Annotated in this window: 18 protein-coding genes and 1 riboswitch; of the genes, 13 read left to right on the plus strand and 5 right to left on the minus strand. The window is 68.3% G+C overall.

Annotated features, from left to right (window positions below; genetic code table 11):
* Positions 1 to 4 precede the first annotated feature (4 nt).
* The 3 genes from ACS5PN_RS29820 (at position 5) to ACS5PN_RS29830 (ending at position 2,892) form a co-directional block, all read left to right on the plus strand.
* Positions 5 to 1,165, plus strand: coding sequence for a LysM peptidoglycan-binding domain-containing protein (locus ACS5PN_RS29820; protein ID WP_439467651.1), 1,161 nt, complete (start codon positions 5 to 7; stop codon positions 1,163 to 1,165).
* 99 nt (positions 1,166 to 1,264) lie between these two features.
* A complete protein-coding gene (gene dprA, locus ACS5PN_RS29825; protein WP_439467697.1) occupies positions 1,265 to 2,353 on the plus strand; it encodes a DNA-processing protein DprA in 1,089 nt (362 codons plus the stop codon).
* Between the two features lie 86 nt (positions 2,354 to 2,439).
* A complete protein-coding gene (locus tag ACS5PN_RS29830) occupies positions 2,440 to 2,892 on the plus strand; it encodes a DUF494 family protein (protein ID WP_439467652.1) in 453 nt (150 codons plus the stop codon).
* Positions 2,893 to 3,004: 112 nt separating this feature from the next.
* Here ACS5PN_RS29830 and ACS5PN_RS29835 read toward each other — a convergent pair whose 3' ends face one another.
* The 4 genes from ACS5PN_RS29835 to yajC all read right to left on the minus strand — a co-directional run bounded on the left by ACS5PN_RS29835 (position 3,005) and on the right by yajC (position 8,840).
* Positions 3,005 to 5,473, minus strand: a complete 2,469-nt coding sequence (locus tag ACS5PN_RS29835) for a DUF1631 family protein (protein ID WP_439467653.1) — start codon at positions 5,471 to 5,473, stop codon at positions 3,005 to 3,007.
* 45 nt (positions 5,474 to 5,518) lie between these two features.
* Entirely contained in the window at positions 5,519 to 6,553 is a 1,035-nt protein-coding gene (secF, locus tag ACS5PN_RS29840) for a protein translocase subunit SecF (protein ID WP_439467654.1), read from the minus strand.
* A gap of 12 nt (positions 6,554 to 6,565) precedes the next feature.
* Positions 6,566 to 8,449: a protein translocase subunit SecD gene (gene secD / locus ACS5PN_RS29845; RefSeq protein ID WP_439467655.1), complete on the minus strand. Its 1,884-nt coding sequence runs from the start codon at positions 8,447 to 8,449 to the stop codon at positions 6,566 to 6,568.
* A gap of 67 nt (positions 8,450 to 8,516) precedes the next feature.
* Positions 8,517 to 8,840 carry a preprotein translocase subunit YajC gene (gene yajC, locus ACS5PN_RS29850; RefSeq protein ID WP_439467656.1) on the minus strand — a complete coding sequence of 108 codons (324 nt, stop codon included), beginning with the start codon at positions 8,838 to 8,840 and terminating at the stop codon, positions 8,517 to 8,519.
* A 165-nt stretch (positions 8,841 to 9,005) separates the two neighbouring features.
* Between yajC and ACS5PN_RS29855 the strand changes: the two genes are divergently transcribed.
* The 8 genes from ACS5PN_RS29855 to ACS5PN_RS29890 all read left to right on the plus strand — a co-directional run bounded on the left by ACS5PN_RS29855 (position 9,006) and on the right by ACS5PN_RS29890 (position 16,538).
* Positions 9,006 to 10,766, plus strand: coding sequence for a diguanylate cyclase domain-containing protein (locus ACS5PN_RS29855; protein ID WP_439467657.1), 1,761 nt, complete (start codon positions 9,006 to 9,008; stop codon positions 10,764 to 10,766).
* A gap of 1 nt (position 10,767) precedes the next feature.
* Entirely contained in the window at positions 10,768 to 11,847 is a 1,080-nt protein-coding gene (locus ACS5PN_RS29860) for a DNA glycosylase AlkZ-like family protein (RefSeq protein ID WP_439467658.1), read from the plus strand.
* A gap of 20 nt (positions 11,848 to 11,867) precedes the next feature.
* The gene (locus ACS5PN_RS29865) at positions 11,868 to 12,302 is read left to right on the plus strand and encodes a hypothetical protein (RefSeq protein ID WP_439467659.1); all 435 of its coding nucleotides are present in this window, start codon (positions 11,868 to 11,870) and stop codon (positions 12,300 to 12,302) included.
* Between the two features lies 1 nt (position 12,303).
* On the plus strand, positions 12,304 to 12,696 hold the full coding sequence (locus ACS5PN_RS29870; protein WP_439467660.1) for an Imm1 family immunity protein: 393 nt from the start codon (positions 12,304 to 12,306) through the stop codon (positions 12,694 to 12,696).
* Positions 12,693 to 13,040, plus strand: coding sequence for a hypothetical protein (locus ACS5PN_RS29875; RefSeq protein ID WP_439467661.1), 348 nt, complete (start codon positions 12,693 to 12,695; stop codon positions 13,038 to 13,040). Before ACS5PN_RS29870 ends, ACS5PN_RS29875 begins: the two co-directional genes overlap by 4 nt.
* A 52-nt stretch (positions 13,041 to 13,092) precedes the next feature.
* Positions 13,093 to 14,592: a hypothetical protein gene (locus ACS5PN_RS29880; RefSeq protein ID WP_439467662.1), complete on the plus strand. Its 1,500-nt coding sequence runs from the start codon at positions 13,093 to 13,095 to the stop codon at positions 14,590 to 14,592.
* Positions 14,593 to 14,596: 4 nt separating this feature from the next.
* Positions 14,597 to 15,820 carry an MFS transporter gene (locus ACS5PN_RS29885; RefSeq protein ID WP_439467663.1) on the plus strand — a complete coding sequence of 408 codons (1,224 nt, stop codon included), beginning with the start codon at positions 14,597 to 14,599 and terminating at the stop codon, positions 15,818 to 15,820.
* Between the two features lie 115 nt (positions 15,821 to 15,935).
* Positions 15,936 to 16,538 carry a LysE family translocator gene (locus ACS5PN_RS29890; RefSeq protein WP_439467664.1) on the plus strand — a complete coding sequence of 201 codons (603 nt, stop codon included), beginning with the start codon at positions 15,936 to 15,938 and terminating at the stop codon, positions 16,536 to 16,538.
* On the opposite strand, the gene ACS5PN_RS29895 is transcribed toward ACS5PN_RS29890, so the two are convergent.
* Positions 16,535 to 17,536 (minus strand): aldo/keto reductase, encoded by a 1,002-nt coding sequence (locus ACS5PN_RS29895; protein WP_439467665.1) that lies wholly within the window; start codon positions 17,534 to 17,536, stop codon positions 16,535 to 16,537. The two genes, ACS5PN_RS29890 and ACS5PN_RS29895, sit on opposite strands and share 4 nt — an antisense overlap.
* Positions 17,537 to 17,692: 156 nt before the next feature.
* On the opposite strand from ACS5PN_RS29895, the gene ACS5PN_RS29900 reads away from it, so the two are divergent.
* Complete coding sequence (locus ACS5PN_RS29900; RefSeq protein WP_439467666.1) at positions 17,693 to 18,601, plus strand: AraC family transcriptional regulator; 909 nt, start codon at positions 17,693 to 17,695, stop codon at positions 18,599 to 18,601.
* An 8-nt stretch (positions 18,602 to 18,609) separates the two neighbouring features.
* A riboswitch (S-adenosyl-L-homocysteine riboswitch) is annotated at positions 18,610 to 18,686 on the plus strand.
* 76 nt (positions 18,687 to 18,762) lie between these two features.
* Positions 18,763 to 20,181, plus strand: a complete 1,419-nt coding sequence (ahcY, locus tag ACS5PN_RS29905) for an adenosylhomocysteinase (RefSeq protein ID WP_439467667.1) — start codon at positions 18,763 to 18,765, stop codon at positions 20,179 to 20,181.
* The last annotated feature ends 36 nt before the right edge of the window (positions 20,182 to 20,217 follow it).

Raw genomic sequence — 20,217 nt, forward strand, 5'->3', positions numbered from 1 at the left:
CCCGATGCCCGCTGCCCGCCCCGCCCAAATTTCTGTCCTTGTGGCCTGCCTGACCCTTGCGACAAGCTCAGCCTGGGCCCAAGCCAGCCACCTGCCCATCACGGCCGAACAGCGCCACGTGGCCGAGCAGGTCGCCAGTGCCGGCATACCGCTGTCCGAGCTGTCCCCCAACGCGCCCGACCAGCATGTGGTCAAGGCCGGCGACACCCTGTGGGACATCTCGGCCCTGTTCCTGAAGAGCCCGTGGCGCTGGCCCGAGCTCTGGGGCATGAACCGTGACCAGATCCGCAACCCCCACCTGATCTACCCCGGCCAGGTGCTGATGCTGGTCAAGGTCGACGGCCGCGCCCGCCTGCAGATGGGCCAGAACGTGGGCGGGAGCAACAACGGTGTCGTCAAGCTGCGCCCGCAGATGCGCATCTCGGCCCTGGACGCCAGCCCCATCGCGAGCATCCCGATGCACCTGATCCAGCCCTTCCTGACCGACGCCGTCGTCTTCGAGACCGACGCGCTGGCGACGGCGCCGCGCATCGTCGCGGCACAGGAGGGCCACGTGCTGCTCGGCCAGGGCGACCTCGCCTACGCCCGCGGCGACTTCGGCAGCGGCACCGACTTCCGCGTCTTCCGCAATGCCCGCCCGCTGACCGATCCGGCCACCAAGGAAGTGCTCGGCTACGAGGCGCCCTACGTCGGCATGGCCGAGCTGACACGCCTCGGCGAAGAGCGCGCCGGGCCCGACGGCAAGACGCAGATCGTGCCGGCCACCGTGTCCATCAAGCAGATCAAGCAGGAGGTCGGCGTCGGCGACCGCCTGGCGCCTGCACCCTCGCGCAACCTCGATCGCTATGTGCCTCACGCGCCGGACAAGGCCCTCGCGGGTCAAATCGTGTCCATCTATGGCGAGGCCATCAATGCCGGCCAGAACCAGATCGTCGCCCTGAACCGCGGCAAGCGCGACGGCGTCGAGCGCGGCCATGTGTTCGCGCTGTGGCGTGATGGGGACGCCGTCGTGGACAAGACCCAAGAGAAGGCTGAAAACATCAAGCTGCCCGACGAGCGCCATGGCGTGCTGTTCGTCTTCGAGGTCTACGAGCGCGTGTCCTATGCGCTGATCATCTCGGTCAAGGAACCTGTCCGGCCGGGCGACCGCTTCACCCAGCCCTGAAGATGGCGCCCCTCGTCCAAGGAGTACCTTGGCAAGCACATCGCCAGGGCGAGCCGGCTGGGGAACGGCCCGGCGCTCGGCCCGCAATCCACTGACATGCTGGAGAGCGCCGAGCTGGCGGCTTGGCTGAGGCTGACCGAAAGCCTCGGCCCGGCCGCCGCCCGGCGCCTGCTGGCCATGGCGGGCAGCCCGCAGGCTGTCTTCGAACTGCCCGCCGCAGCCCTGGATCAGGCCCTGTCGGGCAAGCAGCGCGAAGCCTTCAACCGCCCGCCCGAGCATCTCGCCGAATTGACAGCCCAGGCCGGCGCCTGGCTGCAGCAGCCTGGCCATGACCTGCTCGTACTCGGCGAGGCCGACTATCCGCCCCGCCTGCTGGCCACGGCCGACCCACCGCTGCTGCTGTGGCTGCAGGGCCGGCGCGAACTGCTGGGCACACCGTCCATCGCTGTCGTCGGCAGCCGCAACCCGACCGCCCAGGGCGGCGACAACGCCCGCGCCTTCGCCCGCTCGCTGGCGCAGGCCGGCTACACCATCGTTTCCGGCCTGGCCCTGGGCGTGGACGCAGCTGCGCACGAGGGCGCCCTGGACGCGGGCGGCGCCACCATCGCCGTCGTCGGCACCGGCCTGGACCAGGTCTATCCGCGCCGCAACGAAGGTCTGGCGGCCCGGCTGCTGGCCAGCAACGGCCTCATCGTCAGTGAATACTCACTGGGCACGCCCATCACCCAGGCCAACTTCCCGAAACGCAACCGCATCATTGCCGGCCTGACGCAGGGCTGCCTGGTCGTTGAAGCGGCCGTGCAGTCGGGCTCGCTGATCACGGCCCGCCAGGCCGCCGAGGCCGGCCGCGAGGTGTTTGCCATCCCGGGCTCCATCCACTCGCCGCAGGCGCGCGGCTGCCATGCGCTGATCCGCCAGGGCGCCAAGCTGGTCGAATCGGCCGAGGACGTGCTGGAAGAACTGCCGCCCCTGGGCACCCTCGTCGCGAAAGCGGAGATTGACGAGACACCGCACGAACAGCAGGCCCTGCTGGACGCGATGGGCTTCGACCCGGTCAGCCTGGATGCCCTGATGGCCCGCTGCGGCTGGCCGGCGGCCGAGCTGAGCGCGGCCTTGCTGGAGCTGGAACTCGACGGCCAGGTGGCCCGGCTGGCAGGCCAGCTTTTCCAGCGCCGCAGGGCGGGATAGCGAGCTTAACCGCGGATATCAGAGCCCGATCCGAGGGGTTATTCGCGTCCGGGGCCCGCCAGACCCTGGGCTATCATCCCCTCACGATGTTCGATGTCCTGGTTTATCTCTACGAGACCTATTGGCGCCCGGACGCCTGCCCCGACCATGCGCAGCTCGCGCGCAAGCTGACGGCGGTGGGCTTCGAGAACGACGAAATCCAGGAGGCCCTCTCCTGGCTGGACGGCCTGGCCGCGTCGGGCGAGTCCTACCGGGGTGAGCAGAGCGCGCACGCGATGCGGGTCTACTCGCCCGCAGAGATCGAGCACCTGGGCGAAGCCTCCATCGGCTTCATCAGCTTCCTCGAATCGGCCGGCGTGCTGCCCGGCCCCATGCGCGAGATGGTCATCGATCGCGCCATGGCCATCTCCGGCGCTCCCATGGACCTGGAAGACCTGAAGATCATCGTGCTGATGGTGTTCTGGAGCCTGGGTGAGGAACCCGATGCACTGATCCTGGACGAACTCTTCGTCGCACCGGAAGACCGGCTGATCCACTGATCCAGGATCACAAACAGAAACGGCGCCTCAGGCGCCGTTTTCAATTCCGAAATCAGTTTCAGGATCAGTTGGGGTCAGAGCAGTGCGCTGCGCGCCCAGGTCTGACCCGCAATCACTTCAGAAGCTGCGCCGGGTCCGCATCCAGCTTGGCCAGCGCCTTGCGCGTGGCCTGCACGGTCAGGGCCTCGTCCTGGGCCGGCAGCAGCAGGCCGGCCTGCAGGAAGGCCGCCATGCGGTTCAGCGAGAAGAGCACGCCGCGGCCCTTGGGCGTGACGAAGAGGGCGAGCTGCTTGCGCAGGCCGCGCCAGGCCAGCTGCACCTGCTCGTTGCGACCGCGGTAGTCCAGCATGAACCAGCCGCCCACCTGCAGTTCGCGGGCCCAGGCCACCATGGCCGGCGTCGGCGCCGAGCCGCCCTCGGCAACGACTTCCATGCCCTCGGACTCGTGGCCGGACAGGTCGCGCACCAGCATCTCGTCGACATGGCTGTCGCCGCCTTCGATGTCCTCGGGCAGCATGGCTTCCAGCGTCTCGAGCTGGTCCATCAACTCATCCAGGCGCTCGCGCGGGATGGCAGCCGTCTTGGCCGTGAAGGCGGCGGCCAGCGCGTTGTTGAGCTGGCGCACATGCTCGTCCTGCTTGTCGGTCGGCAGGCCGGCATGACTCATGCCGTCGCGCAGGGTCTTGAGCAGCGGCGGCAGGCGGCGAATGACCTCGGCCCGCTCCTCGCGCGAGGCCTTGGAACTGGCGCTCCAGATCAGGTCGGCCGCGGCGCGCTTCATGGACTTGGTGACGTCGGACTGGGCACCCGCGCGCACCGCCGTCACGGCCAGCACATCGGCCCAGACGTGGAAGAGGAAGTCGCGCACGCCATCCTGCACCGGCACCTCGGACAGCATCTTGCGCAGCTCGATGGTGTACTGGATGGCCAGGGTCTCGCGCTGCTCGACCTGCTGGGCCAGCGACACGCCACGCTTGGAGGCCTGGTTCTCGTTCTCGAAGTAGTGGTCGAGGAACTTCTCGAACTCGGTCAGCACCGTCGCGAAGACGCGCCGGCCGGTATCCGGGTAGGCCTCGACGACCTGCACGACGCGCTTGATCTCGCGCTCCAGCGCGTCGCTGCTGGCGCGCTCGGCGCCGGGGCCGGTGTTGTGGACGGTGTTGAAGCCCATCACGCAGGCGCCCATGCGGTCGATGAGACGACGCGCAGGGTGGTCGGCAGCGGCGAAGAAATCGGGCTCGGAGACCGCGACGCGCAGCACCGGCATCTGCAGGCGCGCGAACCAGACCCGCACCGTGGCCGGGATGCGCTCCTCGGTCAGGATGCTCTGGAACATCATCGCAACGATCTCGATGGTGGCGCGCTCGGCCGGGTTGCTGGCCGCCTGTTTCAGGACCTGCTTGAAGGCCTGGTTGCGCGCCCCGATCTCCTCCAGCGCGCGCGGGGCGCTGATGGGGCCGCCGTTGCCGCTGGTGTCGACGCCGCTCGCACCCGGGCGGCGCTGCAGGGATTCCTGGGCGTGCTTGATGGCGCCCATCAGCCGCGGGGAGGCGACCGCGGCAGCGGCGGACGGGGCATCGGCCAGGGACGGACGCGCGCCGCCGGCAGCAATCTCAGATCCCCCACCACCGCTCAGCGCGCCGGGATGGCTGGGCGTCGCATCGGCGAGGCTGGGCTTGCCGGCACCAGGCCGGGCCGGCACCTGGCTCTTGGTGACCGGGAAGCCGGGCACGTGGCGGGCCAGCACCCGCTGCAACTGGGCCATGACCTCGTCGGCCTGGCTGCTGGCCTTGCTGCGTGCCGTCGAGCTCGGTGACATGGGCATCGGACCGGACGTGGGCGCGAGGCCGGGCCCGGGCGACACCGGCGGTGGCGGTGGCGCCGGCACGCCCGTTGCGGCAGCGGTGGCCGCGGCGGCAGCCTGGGCAGTGCGGCGGATGAAAGGACGCAGGTCGACCTCGGGCAGCACCTTCTGGGCGATCAGCCAGCGGTTGGTCTCGTGGTAGGCCTCGCTGATGAGCTGGGCGAACTCCTCGTGCAGCTCGTGGTGCAGCAGCTGCCAGATGTTGGCGTCCAGCCCGCTGCGGGTCCAGGCGTCCAGCGCGAGGCGGGCGACGACGTGGGCGCGCAGCAGGTCCAGCGGCTCCAGGTCGTCGTGGGCCTCGAGGGCCTGCATGCGGGTGCGCAGGTCGGTGAACTCCCAGGTGGCCCGGTCCATCATGACCAGGGCCAGGCGGGAGCTGGTGATTTCGCGCTCGATGGTCGAGTCGTCGACCAGGCTCATCTTCAGCGAATGGGACGGCACCGTCGAGTCGTGCTCGCGGGCGTTGTCGGAGACGCCATGCACGGCCGCATGGCGCAAGGCCGCCACCACGGCCATCTGCCAGTTGGGTCCCAGCTTCTGCCAGGCCTGCACCGCGTCGCGCCGGGCCATCATGATGGCGTGCGGCGCTCCCTGGGCCAGCAAATGGGCGGCGCCCTGGCCGACAGCGGCAATCAGCGGCGTCATGCCGCGCACCAGGGCTTCCAGATAGACGCGCCGCGCCTGGGTCGCCAGGGCCTGGTTACGAGCGGCGGTCATGGACGGGTGTGGGCTGCGCGGCTGGAGTGAATGGTTGCGATCACTCTACACGACGGCTCCGGAGTTCGGATCGTTGGGGTCGTCACGATTCACGGCGACCTTGACCAGATCCTCCCGCTTGACACCCAGCCACATCGCGATGGCAGCGGCCACGAACACCGAGGAATAGATGCCGAACAGGATGCCGATGGTCAGCGCGACGGCGAAGTAGTGCAGCGTCGGGCCGCCGAACAGCAGCATGGACACCACCATCAGCTGGGTACAGCCGTGGGTGATGATGGTGCGGCTCATCGTCGAGGTGATGGCGTGGTCGATGACCTCGTGGGTGTTCATCTTGCGGAACTTGCGGAAAGCCTCGCGCACCCGGTCGAAGATGACGACCGACTCGTTGACCGAATAGCCCAGCACCGCCAGCACCGCCGCCAGCACCGCCAGCGAGAACTCCCACTGGAAGAAGGCGAAGAAGCCCAGGATGATGACCACGTCGTGCAGGTTGGCGATGATGCCGGCCAGCGCGAACTTCCATTCGAAGCGGATGGCCAGGTAGATCATGATGCCGGCCACCGTCACGGCCAGGGCCTTGGCGGCGTCCTGGGCCAGTTCGGCGCCGACGGCCGGGCCGACCACCTCGGAGCGCGACAGCTTGATCGGCTCAGCGCCATCGGGCTTCTTGCAGATCTGCTTGCTGACCTGCTCGCCCTGGGCCGTCACTTCCTGGTGTTCACTGACCGAGCCGGCTTCGGCCACGCACAGCTCGCCGAAGACCTTGCCGACCACCTCGGTCTGCTTCTCGCCGGCACGCACCGGCAGGCGGATCATGACGTCACGGGAAGAACCGAAGTTCTGCACCTGGACTTCGCCATAGCCCATCTTCTCGATGATGGCGCGGGTCTTCTCGATCTCGGCCGCCTGCGGGTAGGCCACCTCGATGACGGTGCCGCCGGTGAATTCGATGGAGAAATGCAGGGGGCGGGTGATCAGGAAGAACACCGCGGCCGCGAAGGTGATGAAGGAGATGGCGTTGAAGATCAACGCATGCTTCATCAGCGGCAGGTCGCGCTTGATGCGAAAGAGTTCCATGTTCCAGCTTCCTCAGGCTTTCGCGGCGACGTCGGTGGCCTCAGCTTCAGGCTTCCAGACCTGGCCGATGGACACGCTCTTGAGCTTCTTCTGGCGGCCGTACCAGAGGTTCACGAGGCCGCGCGAGAACACGACGGACGAGAACATCGAGGTCAGGATGCCCAGGCAGTGCACGACGGCAAAGCCCTTGATGGGGCCGGAGCCGAACACCAGCAGCGCCACGCCGGCGATCAGCGTCGTCACGTTGGAGTCCAGGATGGTGGCCCAGGCGCGTTCATAGCCGAGTCGGATGGCCTGCTGGGGCGACTCGCCGCCGCGCAGCTCCTCCCGCACGCGCTCGTTGATCAGCACGTTGGAGTCGATGGCCATGCCCAGCACCAGCGCGATGGCCGCGATGCCCGGCAGGCTCAGCGTGGCCTGCATCAGCGACAGGGCCGCGATCAGCAGCAGTAGGTTGAAGCCCAGGGCCAGCGACGAGAACACGCCGAACAGCAGGTAGTAGACGCACATGAAGCCGGCCACGGCGGCGAAGCCCCACTTCACGCTGGCAATGCCCTTGTCGATGTTTTCCTTGCCCAGGCTCGGGCCGATGGTGCGCGACTCGATGATTTCCATCGGCGCGGCCAGCGAGCCGGCGCGCAGCAGCAGGGCCGTGTCGTTGGCGTCCTGCGTCGTCATGGCGCCCGAGATCTTGACGCGACCGTTCGGGATCTCGCTGCGGATGACCGGTGCCGTCACGACCTCGCCCTTGCCCTTTTCGAACAGGATGATGGCCATGCGCTTGCCGACGTTCTCGCGCGTCAGGTCCTTGAAGATGCGCGAGCCCTTGGCATCCAGCGTCAGGTCGACGGAGGGCTGGTGGTTCTCGTCGAAGCCGGTCTGGGCGTCGATGAGGGCGTCGCCGGTCAGCACCACCTGCTTCTTGACGATGATGGGGCCGAAGCCGCGGTCGATATAGCGCTCGGTGCCGAAGGGCACGGGGCCGTTGCCGCGCAGGGCTTCCAGCGCCTCGGTGCCGTCGTCCACCATGCGCAGTTCCAGCGTGGCGGTGCGGCCGATGATCTTTTCGGCCCGGGCCGAGTCCTGCACGCCGGGCAGCTGCACGACGACGCGGTCGGCGCCCTGCTGCTGGATGACGGGCTCGGAGACGCCGAGTTCGTTGACGCGGTTGTGCAGCGTCGTGATGTTCTGCTTGACGGCCGCATCCTGCACGGCGAGCTGGGCCTTGGGCGCCAGGCTGCCGGCCAGCTGCAGTTCGGTGCCCGCGCCCGAGGGCGTCCAGATGACGTCGGGCAGCTGGTTCTTCAGCAGGTCGGTCGCGGCGGTGCGCTGCTCGGCGTCGCGGAAGGCGATGACGACCGTGTTGCCTTCGCGGCTGATGCCGGCGTGGCGGATGTTCTTGTCGCGCAGCATGGAGCGCGCGTCACCGGCCAGTGCGTCGGCCTTCTTGGTCAGGGCCGCCTTCATGTCGACCTGCATCAGGAAGTGCACGCCACCGCGCAGGTCCAGGCCCAGATACATGGGATTGGCATGCAGGCTGGACAGCCATTGCGGCGAGCGCGACAGCAGGTTCAGCGCGACGATATAGCTGGGCTCTGCGGCGTCGGGGTTGAGCGCCTTGTTGACGGCGTCCTTGGCCTTGAGCTGGGTGTCGGTGTCGCCGAAACGCGCCTTGATGGAGTTGCCGTCGAACTGCACATAGTCCGCCTGGATACCGGCTTCCTTGAGCGCGGTCTCGATGCGGCCCTGCAGGGCCGTATCGATCTTGACGGTGACCTTGGCCGAGGACACCTGCACGGCCGGTGCGTCGGGGAACAGATTGGGCAACGTGTACAACGTGCCGATCAGCAGCGCGACGAGCAGGATCGCGTACTTCCAGAGCGGATAGCGGTTCATGGAGACTTCCTTGGTCAGCGCCCGGACGGGGAGGCCCGGCGGAATGGGCAAGTGGGCGCGTGGCCGATTACTTCAAGCTGCCCTTAGGGAGAACCTGGGTGACGGCGCTGCGCTGGATCTGCAGCTCGACGCCGTTGGCGACTTCCAGGTGGATGAAGTTGTCACCCAGCTTGCTGACCTTGCCGATGATGCCGCCGGCGGTGACGATCTCGTCGCCCTTCTGCACCGCTTCGATCATGGCCTTGTGTTCCTTCTGGCGCTTCATCTGCGGCCGGATCATGACGAAATAGAGCACGACGAACATCAGCACCAGGGGCAGCATGCCGAGCAGGCCGGATTCGGGGCTGGCGGCCGGGGCGGCGGCCTGGGCGTAGGCGTTGGAGATGAACACAGTGGATTCCTTGGGTGGGCGGCCGCAAAAACCGCAGGGCAACCTTGAATTCTAGTGCGGCGCGCCAAACGCCCCGATGACGGGCGCCAGGCACTACGCCGCGGTGCCCACCCCTGCTAACCTGCCGCCGCCGCATCCTTCTCCTCATCTTTCGGAGCTCCCGCCTTGCCGATCAGGACCCTGACCGACCGACTGAGCCTGCGCAGCCTGTTGACGCTGCCCTATGTCGTGCTGGTGCTGGCCCTGGTGCTGCTGGTGGGCGGCCTGTCCTGGCGCGCCGGGCGCGACACGGTGGACAACCTGTCCAGCCAGCTCCTGGTCGAGGCGGTCAGCCGCATCTCGGTGGCCCTGGAGCGCCATGTCGGCGGTGCCGACGCCGTGCTGGAGGCCGCCTTCCCGACCGGCCTGCCGGCGCCGGACAGCCTGCCCAAGGAGCTGGACACCCTGCGCACCCGCTTCTGGCTGGCCACCTCGGTGCACCGCGACCCCAACAACTATGTCTACTACGGCGACCGCCACGGCCATTTCCTGGGCCTGTGGCGCTTCTCCGAACTGGAAGCCGAGCTGCGCGTGCGCACGGCCGAGACCGGGCCGCGCACCATCTACCGCCTCAGCGGCATCACCGGCGACCTGCGCTCGCCCGTCGTCGAGGACAAGGTCTTCGAGCCGCGCGAGCGCCCCTGGTACCAGGCCGCTCTGGCCAACCCCTCCGCCCTCAGCTGGACGCCGGTCTATATCGACTTCAAGACCCTGGACCTCGTCACGACGCGCACCAAGCGCGTCGGCAACGACGTCGGCGAGCCCGAGGGCGTGGCCGCCACCGACCTGCCGCTGAAGCAGGTCAACGCCCTGCTGCAGCGCGTGTCGCTGACGGAGAACGCCGTCGCCATCGTCGTGGAAGGCGATGGGCAGCTCGTCGGCGTGTCACGCGGCGCGCACATGAAGACCATCGGTGTCGGCCAGCATGAAAGGCTGAACGCGGCCCAGAGCTCGGACGCCCTGGTCGCGGCCGCCTTCGAAGCCGTCAAGCAGCGCACCGCGGCTGGCGCCGACAACCTGGGCACGGCAGCCCGCACCGACAGCTTCAGCGACGCCGACGGCCGCATCGTGCAGCTCGGCTACGCCCGCGTCGAGCCGGCTTTGGGCCTGAACTGGCTCATCATCGTCGCCGTGCCGCGGGCCGACTTCCTGGCCGGCGTGCAGCGCAACTTCGTGCAGGCCGCGGCCCTGGCCGGACTGGGCGTCGTCATCGCCCTGGGCCTGGGCTGGGCCGTGCTGGGCATCGTCACGCGCGAGCTGCGCGAACTGGCCGAGGCGGCCCGCCGCGTCGGCGACGGCGTGCTGGACGAACCGCCCGAGGTGCACCGCACCGACGAGCTGGGCGAACTGGCGCGCAGCTTTGCCGACATGCAGCGCCGCCTGCTGACCGACCAGCTCACCGGCCTGTCCAACCGCAGCGCCATCCTGCGCCGCATCGAGGACCGCATCCTGCAGCAGCGCCGCCGCGGCGACCGCTGGCCCTTCGCCGTCATGTTCGTCGACCTCGAACGCGTCAAGGAGGTCAACAAGCGCTTCGGCCATGGCGTCGGCGACGCCGTGCTGAAGGAGGTCGGCCAGCGCCTGCGTGCCGGTGTGCGCATCGGCGACATCGTGGCCCGCTATGCCGGCGATGAGTTCGTGCTGCTGCTGGACTCGGTCGAGAACCGTGCCGACGCCGAAGCTGCCCGCGACCACCTGGAAGCCGCCATGCGCGCGCCGCTGGAGAGCCTGGCGGGCCTGGCACCGGCTGACTTCCGGGTCGGCGCCAGCTTCGGCATCGCCCTCTACCCCGACGACGGCCAGGACACCGAGAGCCTGCTCAGGCATGCCGATGCCGACATGTTTGCTCGCAAGCAGCCCCCGCCCGCCGATGTCTCCAGGTTCTGACATGGATCTCGCGGCGCTGCGCCGCCATGCCGTTGCGCGCAGCCTGTTCACGCCCACCACCCTGGTCAAGGCCGTCGAGAAGCTCGGCGGCTTCGTGCAGGCCGACCCGCTGCGCGCCCCCGCCCGCGCCCAGGACCTGACGCTGCGCCATCGCGTCAAGGGCTACCAGGCCGGCGACCTGGAGCGCCGCTACCCGCGCCTGAACCTGCAGGAAGACTTCTTCATCAACTACGGCTTCGTCACGCCCGAGCTGCGCGCGCTGATGCACCCACGCACCGCGCGCCGCGTCTGGGACAAGCCGCGCTGGAAGCTGGCCAACGCCGTGCTGGCCGAGGTCGAACGCCTGGGGGAGGCGCACCCCGCCGAGGTCGACGCGGCCCTGGGCCACGGACCGGTGAAGAACTGGTTCGGCGGCAACAGCCGGCTGTCCACCGAACTGCTGGACGGCCTGCATTACCGCGGCCATCTGGACGTCGTGCGGCGCGACAGCGGCACGCGCGTCTACCGGCTGGGGCCGACCTGGGAAGCCCACCCCGACCCGCAAGCCGCCATGGATGCGATGGCCGACGTGCTGGTGCAAAAATACGCGCCGCTCCCCGCTGCCAGCCTGTCGCTGGTCATCCGCATGCTCTTCCATGGCGCCCACCAGTGGCGCGAGCTAGCCCCGGCCACCATCGCCCGCGCCAAGGCGCGGCTGGCCCATGCCAAGGTCGACGGCGTGGACTGGTACTGGCCGGCCGACGAAGACCCGACGCGCGGCTGGCGCATTCCCTCGCAGGTGCGGCTGCTCGCTCCCTTCGACCCCGTCGTCTGGGACCGCCGCCGCTTCGAGCTGCTGTGGAGCTGGGCCTACCGCTTCGAGGCCTACACACCGGCCGCCAAGCGCGTGCGTGGCCATTACGCGCTGCCGCTGCTGTGGCGGGATCAAGTCATCGGCTGGGCCAATGCCAGCGTCAAGGGTGGCGCACTGAAGGTCGAGTGCGGCTATGTGAGCGGCAAGGCGCCGCGGGATGCGGGGTTCAAGGGGGCGTTGGAAGAGGAGATTCAACGCCTGAATGCCTTCCTGGGCCTGGAAGCATGACGGCGCTGAGCATGCTCCGTATGGCCGCCCTACTGCCAACCGCTCTTGCCCTGCTGTTCAGCTGCAGCCTCGCTGCCGCAGCCGAACTCCGGCCCGGCCAGGTCTGGGCCTACAAGACGCGCGCTGGCGAAGCCGGCTCGACGCTGACCATCCTCAAGGTCGAGAACTACAAGGATCTCGGCGCTGTCGTGCACATCCGGGTGGACGGCATCCGCATGAGGAACCCGGTCAAGGCCAACGCCATCACCGACATCCCGCACCTGCCCTTCAAGGAGGTAGCCCTTCAGTCCAGCATCACCCGGCAGCTATCCCAGTCGACTGCCATTCCCGCCTTTCAGGAGGGCTACGACATCTGGAAGCAGGCCTATCTCGCGGGTCAGGCCGGCGCCTTCGATACCTCCGTCAGCGCGACGCTCAATGCCATGCTCGGCGCCGACTGGAACGAGAAGCGCTGACGTGAACGCCGACACGATCGCTCCCAAGCACTGCCTGCAGATCCGCAGCGAAGCGGAGCTTGAGTCGGCTTTCCAGGCCTGCAAGCAAGGCGCCCATGCAGCCTTCCATCTCTCCCACGATCAGCCCTACCCTTGGCTGTCCGTGCTGGTCAATGGTTCTCTGGCTTGCACCCACTACTTCCCCGAGCCCGCTCACCCGGGCTGGCAGTCGCTGAACCCGGATCCCGCTGCTGGCGAGGGCACGACACGCTTTCTGCAGGCGGGTGGCTGCGAAGCGGATGACTTCGACATGCCTGAATACACGCTGGTCTCGGCCGAAGCCGAGTTGGCGGCGGCAAAGGAGTTCCTGCTTTCGCCAGAGCGACCGTCTTGCATTCGCTGGGCAGAGCTGTGAGCGCGCCGCTGCCCACCGAGCTATCCATCCAAGTCGATGGCTACCCACTGACCGCAACCCTGAAGCGCAGCGATCGCCCCTGGGGTCACGCGATCGACGTCCACCTCATCGATGCAGATGGCTGTGTTCGCGGCAGCATAGTGTTCGGCTGCCACCCCGAATTTCGCGAATTCGCCAAGTTCCAGGCCATGTCCACTGAAGCGCTAATGGACATCGTCCGGCAGCGATTGCCGGCTGCCGTCGCAGGAGGCGGCGCGGCCTTGGACCGTGGCATCACGCTCTTGTTTCGTTTCAACGCCCCAGACGACAGCTGGGATCCCGAGGTGGCGAGGGGCATCGAGTAGCCGGACTCCAGCCTACGATCCGGCCATCACGACCACCGCCGGAATCGCACCCATGCGTCGTCTCGCCCCCCTGCTGCTCGCCCTCGCCCTGAGCCCCCTCGCCCACGCCGACGAAGCCAGCACCGCCGCGGCCTTCCAGAAGCTGCGCACCAGCCCCTGGCTGCTGCGCCAGTTCATGGCCCAGTTCCCCAAGGGCGGCGACCTGCACAACCATCTGGACGGCAGCATCTATGCCGAGAACATCATCCAGTGGTCGGCCGACGACGGCAAATGCGTGGCGCCTGTCACCGGGCAGATCAGCTTCCCGCCCTGCGACACGTCGCGGCCGCCGATGAAGGACTACGCGGCCGATGCGGTCAACTACCGCCAGCTCGTCGACGCCTATTCGACGCGCAACTACGAGCGCGGTGCCAAGTCCGGCCACGACCAGGTCTTCGACACCTTCGGCCGTTTCATCCCCGGCACCCTGGGCCGCGAAGGCGACATGCTGCGCGAGGCCACCAACCGCCGCGGCGCCGAGAACACGGTCTACCTGGAGCTGCTGCAGTCCTGGGGCATGGACAAGGCGCGCGCGATCGCGGCAGCCGAACCCGGGGCCTTCCGCGCCGGCCGTTCCGCCAAGGATTGGGCCGCCCACCCGGCCCTGCAGAAGATCGTCGCCGACACCCGCGCCGAACTGGACCGCATCGAGAAGCGCTGGCGCGAGCTGTCGCATTGCAACCAGGCCAATGCCGAGCCGGGCTGCGGCGTGGCCCTGCGCTATCTGGCCCAGGTCATCCGCACCTTCCCGCCTGAGCAGGTCAATGCCCAGATCGCGCTGGCGTTTTTGCTGGTGAAGGCCGACCCGCGCTATGTCGGGCTGAATCTCGTTGCGCCCGAGGACGACCCGAGCACGCTGCGCCACTACAAGGAGCAGATGAGCGTCATCGGCTCGCTCGGCAAGCTCTATCCCGAGGTCAAGGTCAGCCTGCATGCCGGCGAGTTCGGCTTCGGCCTGGTGCCGCCCGAGGACTTCAAGGACCACATCCGCCAGGCCCTGGACATCGCCGGCGCGCGTCGCATCGGCCACGGCGAGGCCATCGGCCTGGAGACCGGCGCGCTGGACACGCTGCGCGACATGGCCAAACGCGGCATCGCCGTCGAGATCAACCTGACCAGCAATGCCATCGTGCACGACCTCAAGGGCGACCAGCATCCCTGGATGCTCTACCGCCAGTTCGGCGTGCCCACGGCCCTGTCGGCCGACGACGAGGGCGTGTTCCGCATCGACCTGACGAACGAGTACCAGCGCGCCGCGGCCACCTATCCGCAGCTGACCTACCGTGACTTCAAGCAACTGTCGCGCAATGCCCTCCACTACGGCTTTGTCGAGGGCCAGGCCTTGGTGGCCGACACCGGCAGCGGCCGTCTCCACGCGGCCTGCACGGGCGAGCGCCCCGGCGGCGAAGCGAAGAGCGCACGCTGCCGCGACTTCCTCACCGCCAACACCAAGGCCCGTTTGCAATGGGACCTGGAAGCGCGCTTCGCTCGCTTCGAAAGCCAGACGCACTGACTGAATGTTTCTTGATATCGGGCCGCTGCGCCGCAACACCGCCTTTCGCCGCCTCTTCGCCAGCCAGTTCATCTCCGGCCTGGGCACCATGGTCAGCTATGTGGCCGTGCCCTGGCAGCTCTATGAGTTGACCCACTCCAACGCCCAGGTCGGCCTGCTCGGCCTGGTGCAACTGATCCCGGTCGTCGTCTGCGGACTGCTCGGCGGCGCCGTGGCCGACCGCGTCGACCGCAAGCGGCTGTTGATCGGCTCCGAGACGCTGATGGCCCTGTGCCTGGCCGGCCTGCTGATGAATGCGCTCAGCGCCGCGCCCAGCGTGTTGGCCATCTATGCGCTGGTGGCCGTGCTGCAGGGTGCCAGCGGCTTCCACCGCCCGGCGCTGGAGGCGCTGACGCAGAAGCTCGCCAAGCCCGAGGAATTCGCGGCCGTCGCGGCCCTGTCCTCGGTGCGTGGCACGGTCGGCATGGTGGCCGGGCCGGCGCTGGCGGGCATCCTGCTGGCCAAGTGGGGCGCGGTCGGCGCCTATGTCTTCGACTTTGTCACCTTCATCGCGGCGCTGTTCTTCATCGCCCGCATTCCGCGCGAAGCCATCGGCACGGTCGATGCACCGGGCGAACGCCCACACCTGCTGGCCGACCTCGCCGAGGGCCTGCGCTTTGCCTGGGCGCGCCCCGAGCTGATGGGCACTTATATCGTCGACATCGTCGCGATGGCCTTTGCCTTCCCGGTGGCGCTGTTCCCGGCCATGGCGGCGGCGGACGGGCGTACCGAGTCGGTGGGCTGGCTGCTGTCGGCGATGTCGGTGGGCGCTTTGCTCATCGGCCTGTTCAGCGGCTGGACGGGCAAGGTCAGCCGCCATGGCCGCGCCGTCGTCATCGCGGCGGCCGTCTGGGCCCTCGGCATCGTCGCTCTCGGCTTTTCGCCCGGCCTGGTGCTGGGCCTCGCCTGCCTGGCCATCGCCGGCGCTGCCGACATGGTCAGCGGCGTGTTCCGCGGCACGATCTGGAACGAGACCATCCCCAACACACTGCGCGGCCGCCTGGCCGGCATCGAGATGATCAGCTATCTGACCGGCCCGCTGGTGGGCAATGCGCGGGCCGGCTTCATGGCCGATGCCTGGGGCGTGTCGGCGGCGATCTGGATGGGCGGCTTGATCTGCCTCATCGGTGTCATCGCCACCGGCTTCCTGCTGCCGCGCTTCTGGGCCTACCGCAGCACGACGGCCTGAACGGGACACCGGTCCTGCCCGCAGCGCCTGAATTGAGGCCGCCCCTGGGACCGCGGACCCAGGCGCAAAAGCCGCCGGGTTTGAAGAATGACGACATGAACAGGAGACCCTTGCCATGTCGATCGCCCTCACCGCGCTGCCCCTCGCCTCGATAGCCAGCTTCGCCCTCGTCACCTCGGGCACGCCCGGCCCCAACAACCTGCTGCTGGCCCAGTCGGGCCTGGCCTTCGGTTTCCAGCGCACCCTGCCGGCGCTGGCCGGCATCTACCTGGGCTGCGCCGTTCTGTTCGCGATCTGCGCGCTGGGCGTCGCTTCGCTGATGGCGGGCAGCCCGGCCCTGCGCGCCACCCTCGGCTATCTCGGCGCCCTCTACCTGGCCTGGCTGGGCCTGGGCATGCTGGGCAGCAGCTGGGCGCTGTCCACTTCGCAGCGGCCCATGCGCTGCGCCGCCGCGGCCCTGCTGCAGTTGGCCAACCCCAAGCTGTGGTGGATGTGCGCCTTCACGCTGCTGCAGTTCGCGCCCAGTGCCGATGCCATCGGCTCGGCGGTTGTGGCCCTGGCCTTCATGGCCTTCACCCTGCCCTGCCTGGCGGCCTATGCGCTGATGGGCTCGCTGGTGACGCGCCTGTCGCGGTCGGAGACGGCGCGGCGCCTCGTCAACGGCGCGCTGGCGCTCGCGACGCTGGCCACCGCACTGCTCTTGGCGCTGCGCACCTAGACGTTGAGCGCGCTCATCTGCGCCGCCGGGTAGCGCGTGCCGGCCACCGCGTGGGCCGCCAGCAGCGCCTCGATGCGCGCGCGCCGCCCGGCATCGAAGCGGATGTGCGAGGCCAGCGCGTTCTCGTCCAGCCGCTTGGCGCTGCGCGTGCCGGGGATGGGCACGATGTCCTCGCCCTGGTCGAGCAGCCAGGCCAGCGCGAGCTGGGCGGGCGTGTAGCTCCATTCGGTCGCCAGCGCCGACAGCGCATCGGCCAGGGCCAGGTTGTGGTCCAGGTTCTCGCCCTGGAAGCGTGGATGGATGCGGCGGCGGTCGTCGGGTGCCAGTTGCTCGGCCGAGCGGATGGCGCCGGTCAGGAAGCCGCGGCCCAGCGGGCTGTAGGGCACCAGCGCGATGCCCAGCTCGCGACAGGTCGGCAGGACCTCGGCCTCGACATCGCGGCTCCACAGCGAGTATTCGGTCTGCACGGCGGCAATGGGGTGCACGGCATGCGCACGGCGGATGGTGGCGGCCGAGGCCTCGGACAGGCCGAGATGCCTGATCTTGCCGGCCTGGACCAGTTCGGCCATGGCACCCACCGTCTCCTCGATGGGCACGGCCTTGTCGACGCGATGCTGGTAGTAGAGGTCGATGTGGTCGACACCCAGGCGCTGCAGGCTGGCGTCGCAGGCCTCGCGCACATAGGCCGGGCTGCCATCGATGCGCAGCATGGTGCCGTCCGGCGCGCGCACATTGCCGAACTTGGTCGCGATGATCACCTCGCCACGGCGCGCGGCGAGCAGTCGCGACAGCAGCTTCTCGTTGGCGCCCACGCCATACATGTCGGCCGTGTCGAGAAAGTTGATGCCGATATCGAGGGCATGGTTCAGCACGGCCAGCGACTGGGCATCGTCCGCCGGGCCGTAGAAATCGGACATGCCCATGCAGCCCAGGCCCAGGGCCGAGACTTCGGGGCCGGCAGCGCCGAGGCGGCGGCGAGGAAGGGTCGAATGCGTCATGGTGGAACTCCTTGAAGGGATCATCAACGGGATGGCGAGAGCTTAGGAATCCCCACGCTGATCGCCCAGCACAAAGCTGGCGCTTGATTGCCTGATCCTCCGAGTCAAAGCCCCAGGGCGCGCCGGGCCACACGAAGCGTTTGCACAATCGCCCACATGCCCACTGATGACGAACTGCAAGCCCTGCGCGAGCGCACCATCGCCGCAGCCCTGGCCCGCGCGCCCGGCGACGGCCTGCATGCCACCGCCCTGCCCTGGCTGCGCTTGATTCGCGCCAGCGCGCCGGCCCTGCCCGTGCCGGCGGTCTACGAGCCCGGCCTGGTGCTGGTGCTGCAGGGGCGCAAGAAGGCCCAGCTGGGCGATCGCGTCGTCCACTACGACGCCATGCAGTGCCTGGTCGTACCCATGACCATGCTGCCGCGCGGCCAGGTGCTGGAAGCCAGCCCAGCCAGGCCCTATGTCTGCCTGCGCCTGAGCTGCGAAACCCAGGCGCTGGCCGAACTGCTGCTGGACGGCGAGACACGGCCCGATAAGGGCGATGCTGGCCTGCATGTCGCGCCCGTCACCGCGCCGCTGCTGGACGCCGCCCTGCGCCTGCTGCAGCTGCTGCACAGCCCGCAGGACCTGAAGACGCTGGCGCCCCTGGTGCAGCGCGAGATCCTCTACCGTGTGTTGACCGGGCCGCTGGGGCCGCGGCTGCGCAACCTCGTCCAGGGTGACGGCGTGGCGCGCCGCCTCAACCGTGTCATCGAGCAGCTGACACTTCGCTTCGCCGAGCCGCTGTCCATCGACGAGCTGGCAGCCCTGGCGCACATGAGCCCGTCGACGCTGCATCTGCGCTTCAAGCAGCTGACGGCCCTGTCGCCGCTGCAGTTCCAGAAAACATTGCGCCTGCAGCAGGCGCGCCGTCTGATGCTGGGCGATGGCCTGGATGCCGCCAGCGCCGCCCACCGCGTGGGCTACGAGAGCCCTTCGCAGTTCAGCCGTGAATACCGCCGACTTTTTGGCGCGCCGCCGCGTGAAGACATTGCGGGATTGCGCACGGTCTCCGGCACTCCCGCCTAGAATGCGCGTCTTCCGAGGAGCGTTGCAACCTCAGCACCTTTTGAGGCCAGGCTCGGAATTACCCCTGCAACTGCGCTCACCCGCTGGCCAACCGTGCCTGGGTGAGATCGAACTCCCCGTGTGTCCATGGCCAGCGGCTTCATTCGCTTGAAGGAGCCCGCATGACCGCCAATCTTCCCGCCCATATCGTCAAGGACCTGTCGCTGGCCGACTGGGGTCGCAAGGAAATCAAGATCGCCGAGCACGAGATGCCGGCACTGATGGCCATCCGCAAGGAATACGCCGCCTCGCAGCCGCTCAAGGGTGCCCGCGTCACCGGCTCCCTGCACATGACCATCCAGACGGCCGTGCTGGTCGAGACCCTGCAAGCCCTGGGCGCCGAAGTGCGCTGGGCGTCGTGCAACATCTTCTCGACCCAGGACCACGCTGCTGCCGCGCTGGCCGCCGTCGGCACCCCCGTGTTCGCCTACAAGGGCGAGACGCTGGAAGACTACTGGGACTACACCCACCGCATCTTCGAATTCGCTGAGCAGGGCGAGGCGGGCGAAGGCCCCAACATGATCCTGGACGACGGCGGCGACGCGACGCTGCTGATGCACCTGGGTCAGAAGGCCGAGAAGGACCTGTCCGTGCTGGCCAACCCCGGCAGCGAGGAAGAGCGCATCCTGTTCGCGGCCATCAAGAAGAAGGTCGCCGAAGACGGCACCTGGTACACCCGCAAGAGCGCCGAGATCATCGGCGTGACGGAGGAGACGACCACGGGCGTGCACCGCCTGAAGGAAATGTCGGCCAAGGGCACGCTGCTGTTCCGCGCCATCAACGTCAACGACTCGGTCACCAAGAGCAAGTTCGACAACCTCTACGGCTGCCGTGAATCGCTGGTGGACGGCATCAAGCGCGCCACCGACGTGATGGTCGCCGGCAAGATCGCCGTCGTGGCCGGCTATGGCGACGTGGGCAAGGGCTCGGCCCAGGCCCTGCGCGCGCTGTCGGCCCAGGTCTGGGTCACCGAGATCGACCCCATCTGCGCCCTGCAGGCCGCGATGGAAGGCTATCGCGTCGTGACCATGGAGTTCGCCCAGGACAAGGCCGACATCTTCGTGACGACGACGGGCAACAAGAACGTCATCCGCCACGAGCACATGCTGGCAATGAAGAACAACGCCATCGTCTGCAACATCGGCCACTTCGACAACGAGATCGAAGTCGCGGCCCTCGAGCAGTACGAGTGGGAAGAGATCAAGCCCCAGGTCGACCACGTCATCTTCCCGGACGGCAAGCGCATCATCCTGCTGGCCAAGGGCCGCCTGGTGAACCTGGGCTGCGGCACGGGCCACCCGAGCTATGTGATGAGCTCGTCCTTCGCCAACCAGACCATCGCCCAGATCGAGCTGTACGCGCACAAGGACAACTACGCCATCGGCCAGGTCTATGTGCTGCCCAAGCACCTGGACGAGAAGGTCGCCCGCCTGCAACTGACCACGCTGAATGCGCAGCTGACCGAGCTGACCGAGGAGCAGGCTGCCTACATCGGCGTGAACAAGGCCGGTCCGTACAAGCCCGACACCTACAGGTACTGATGAGCCCCTCGTCCACTCCCGCTCTGCTGAACGCAG

The organism is Roseateles sp. NT4 (assembly GCF_051857475.1).
In the GTDB taxonomy this organism is placed as follows: domain Bacteria; phylum Pseudomonadota; class Gammaproteobacteria; order Burkholderiales; family Burkholderiaceae_C; genus Pelomonas.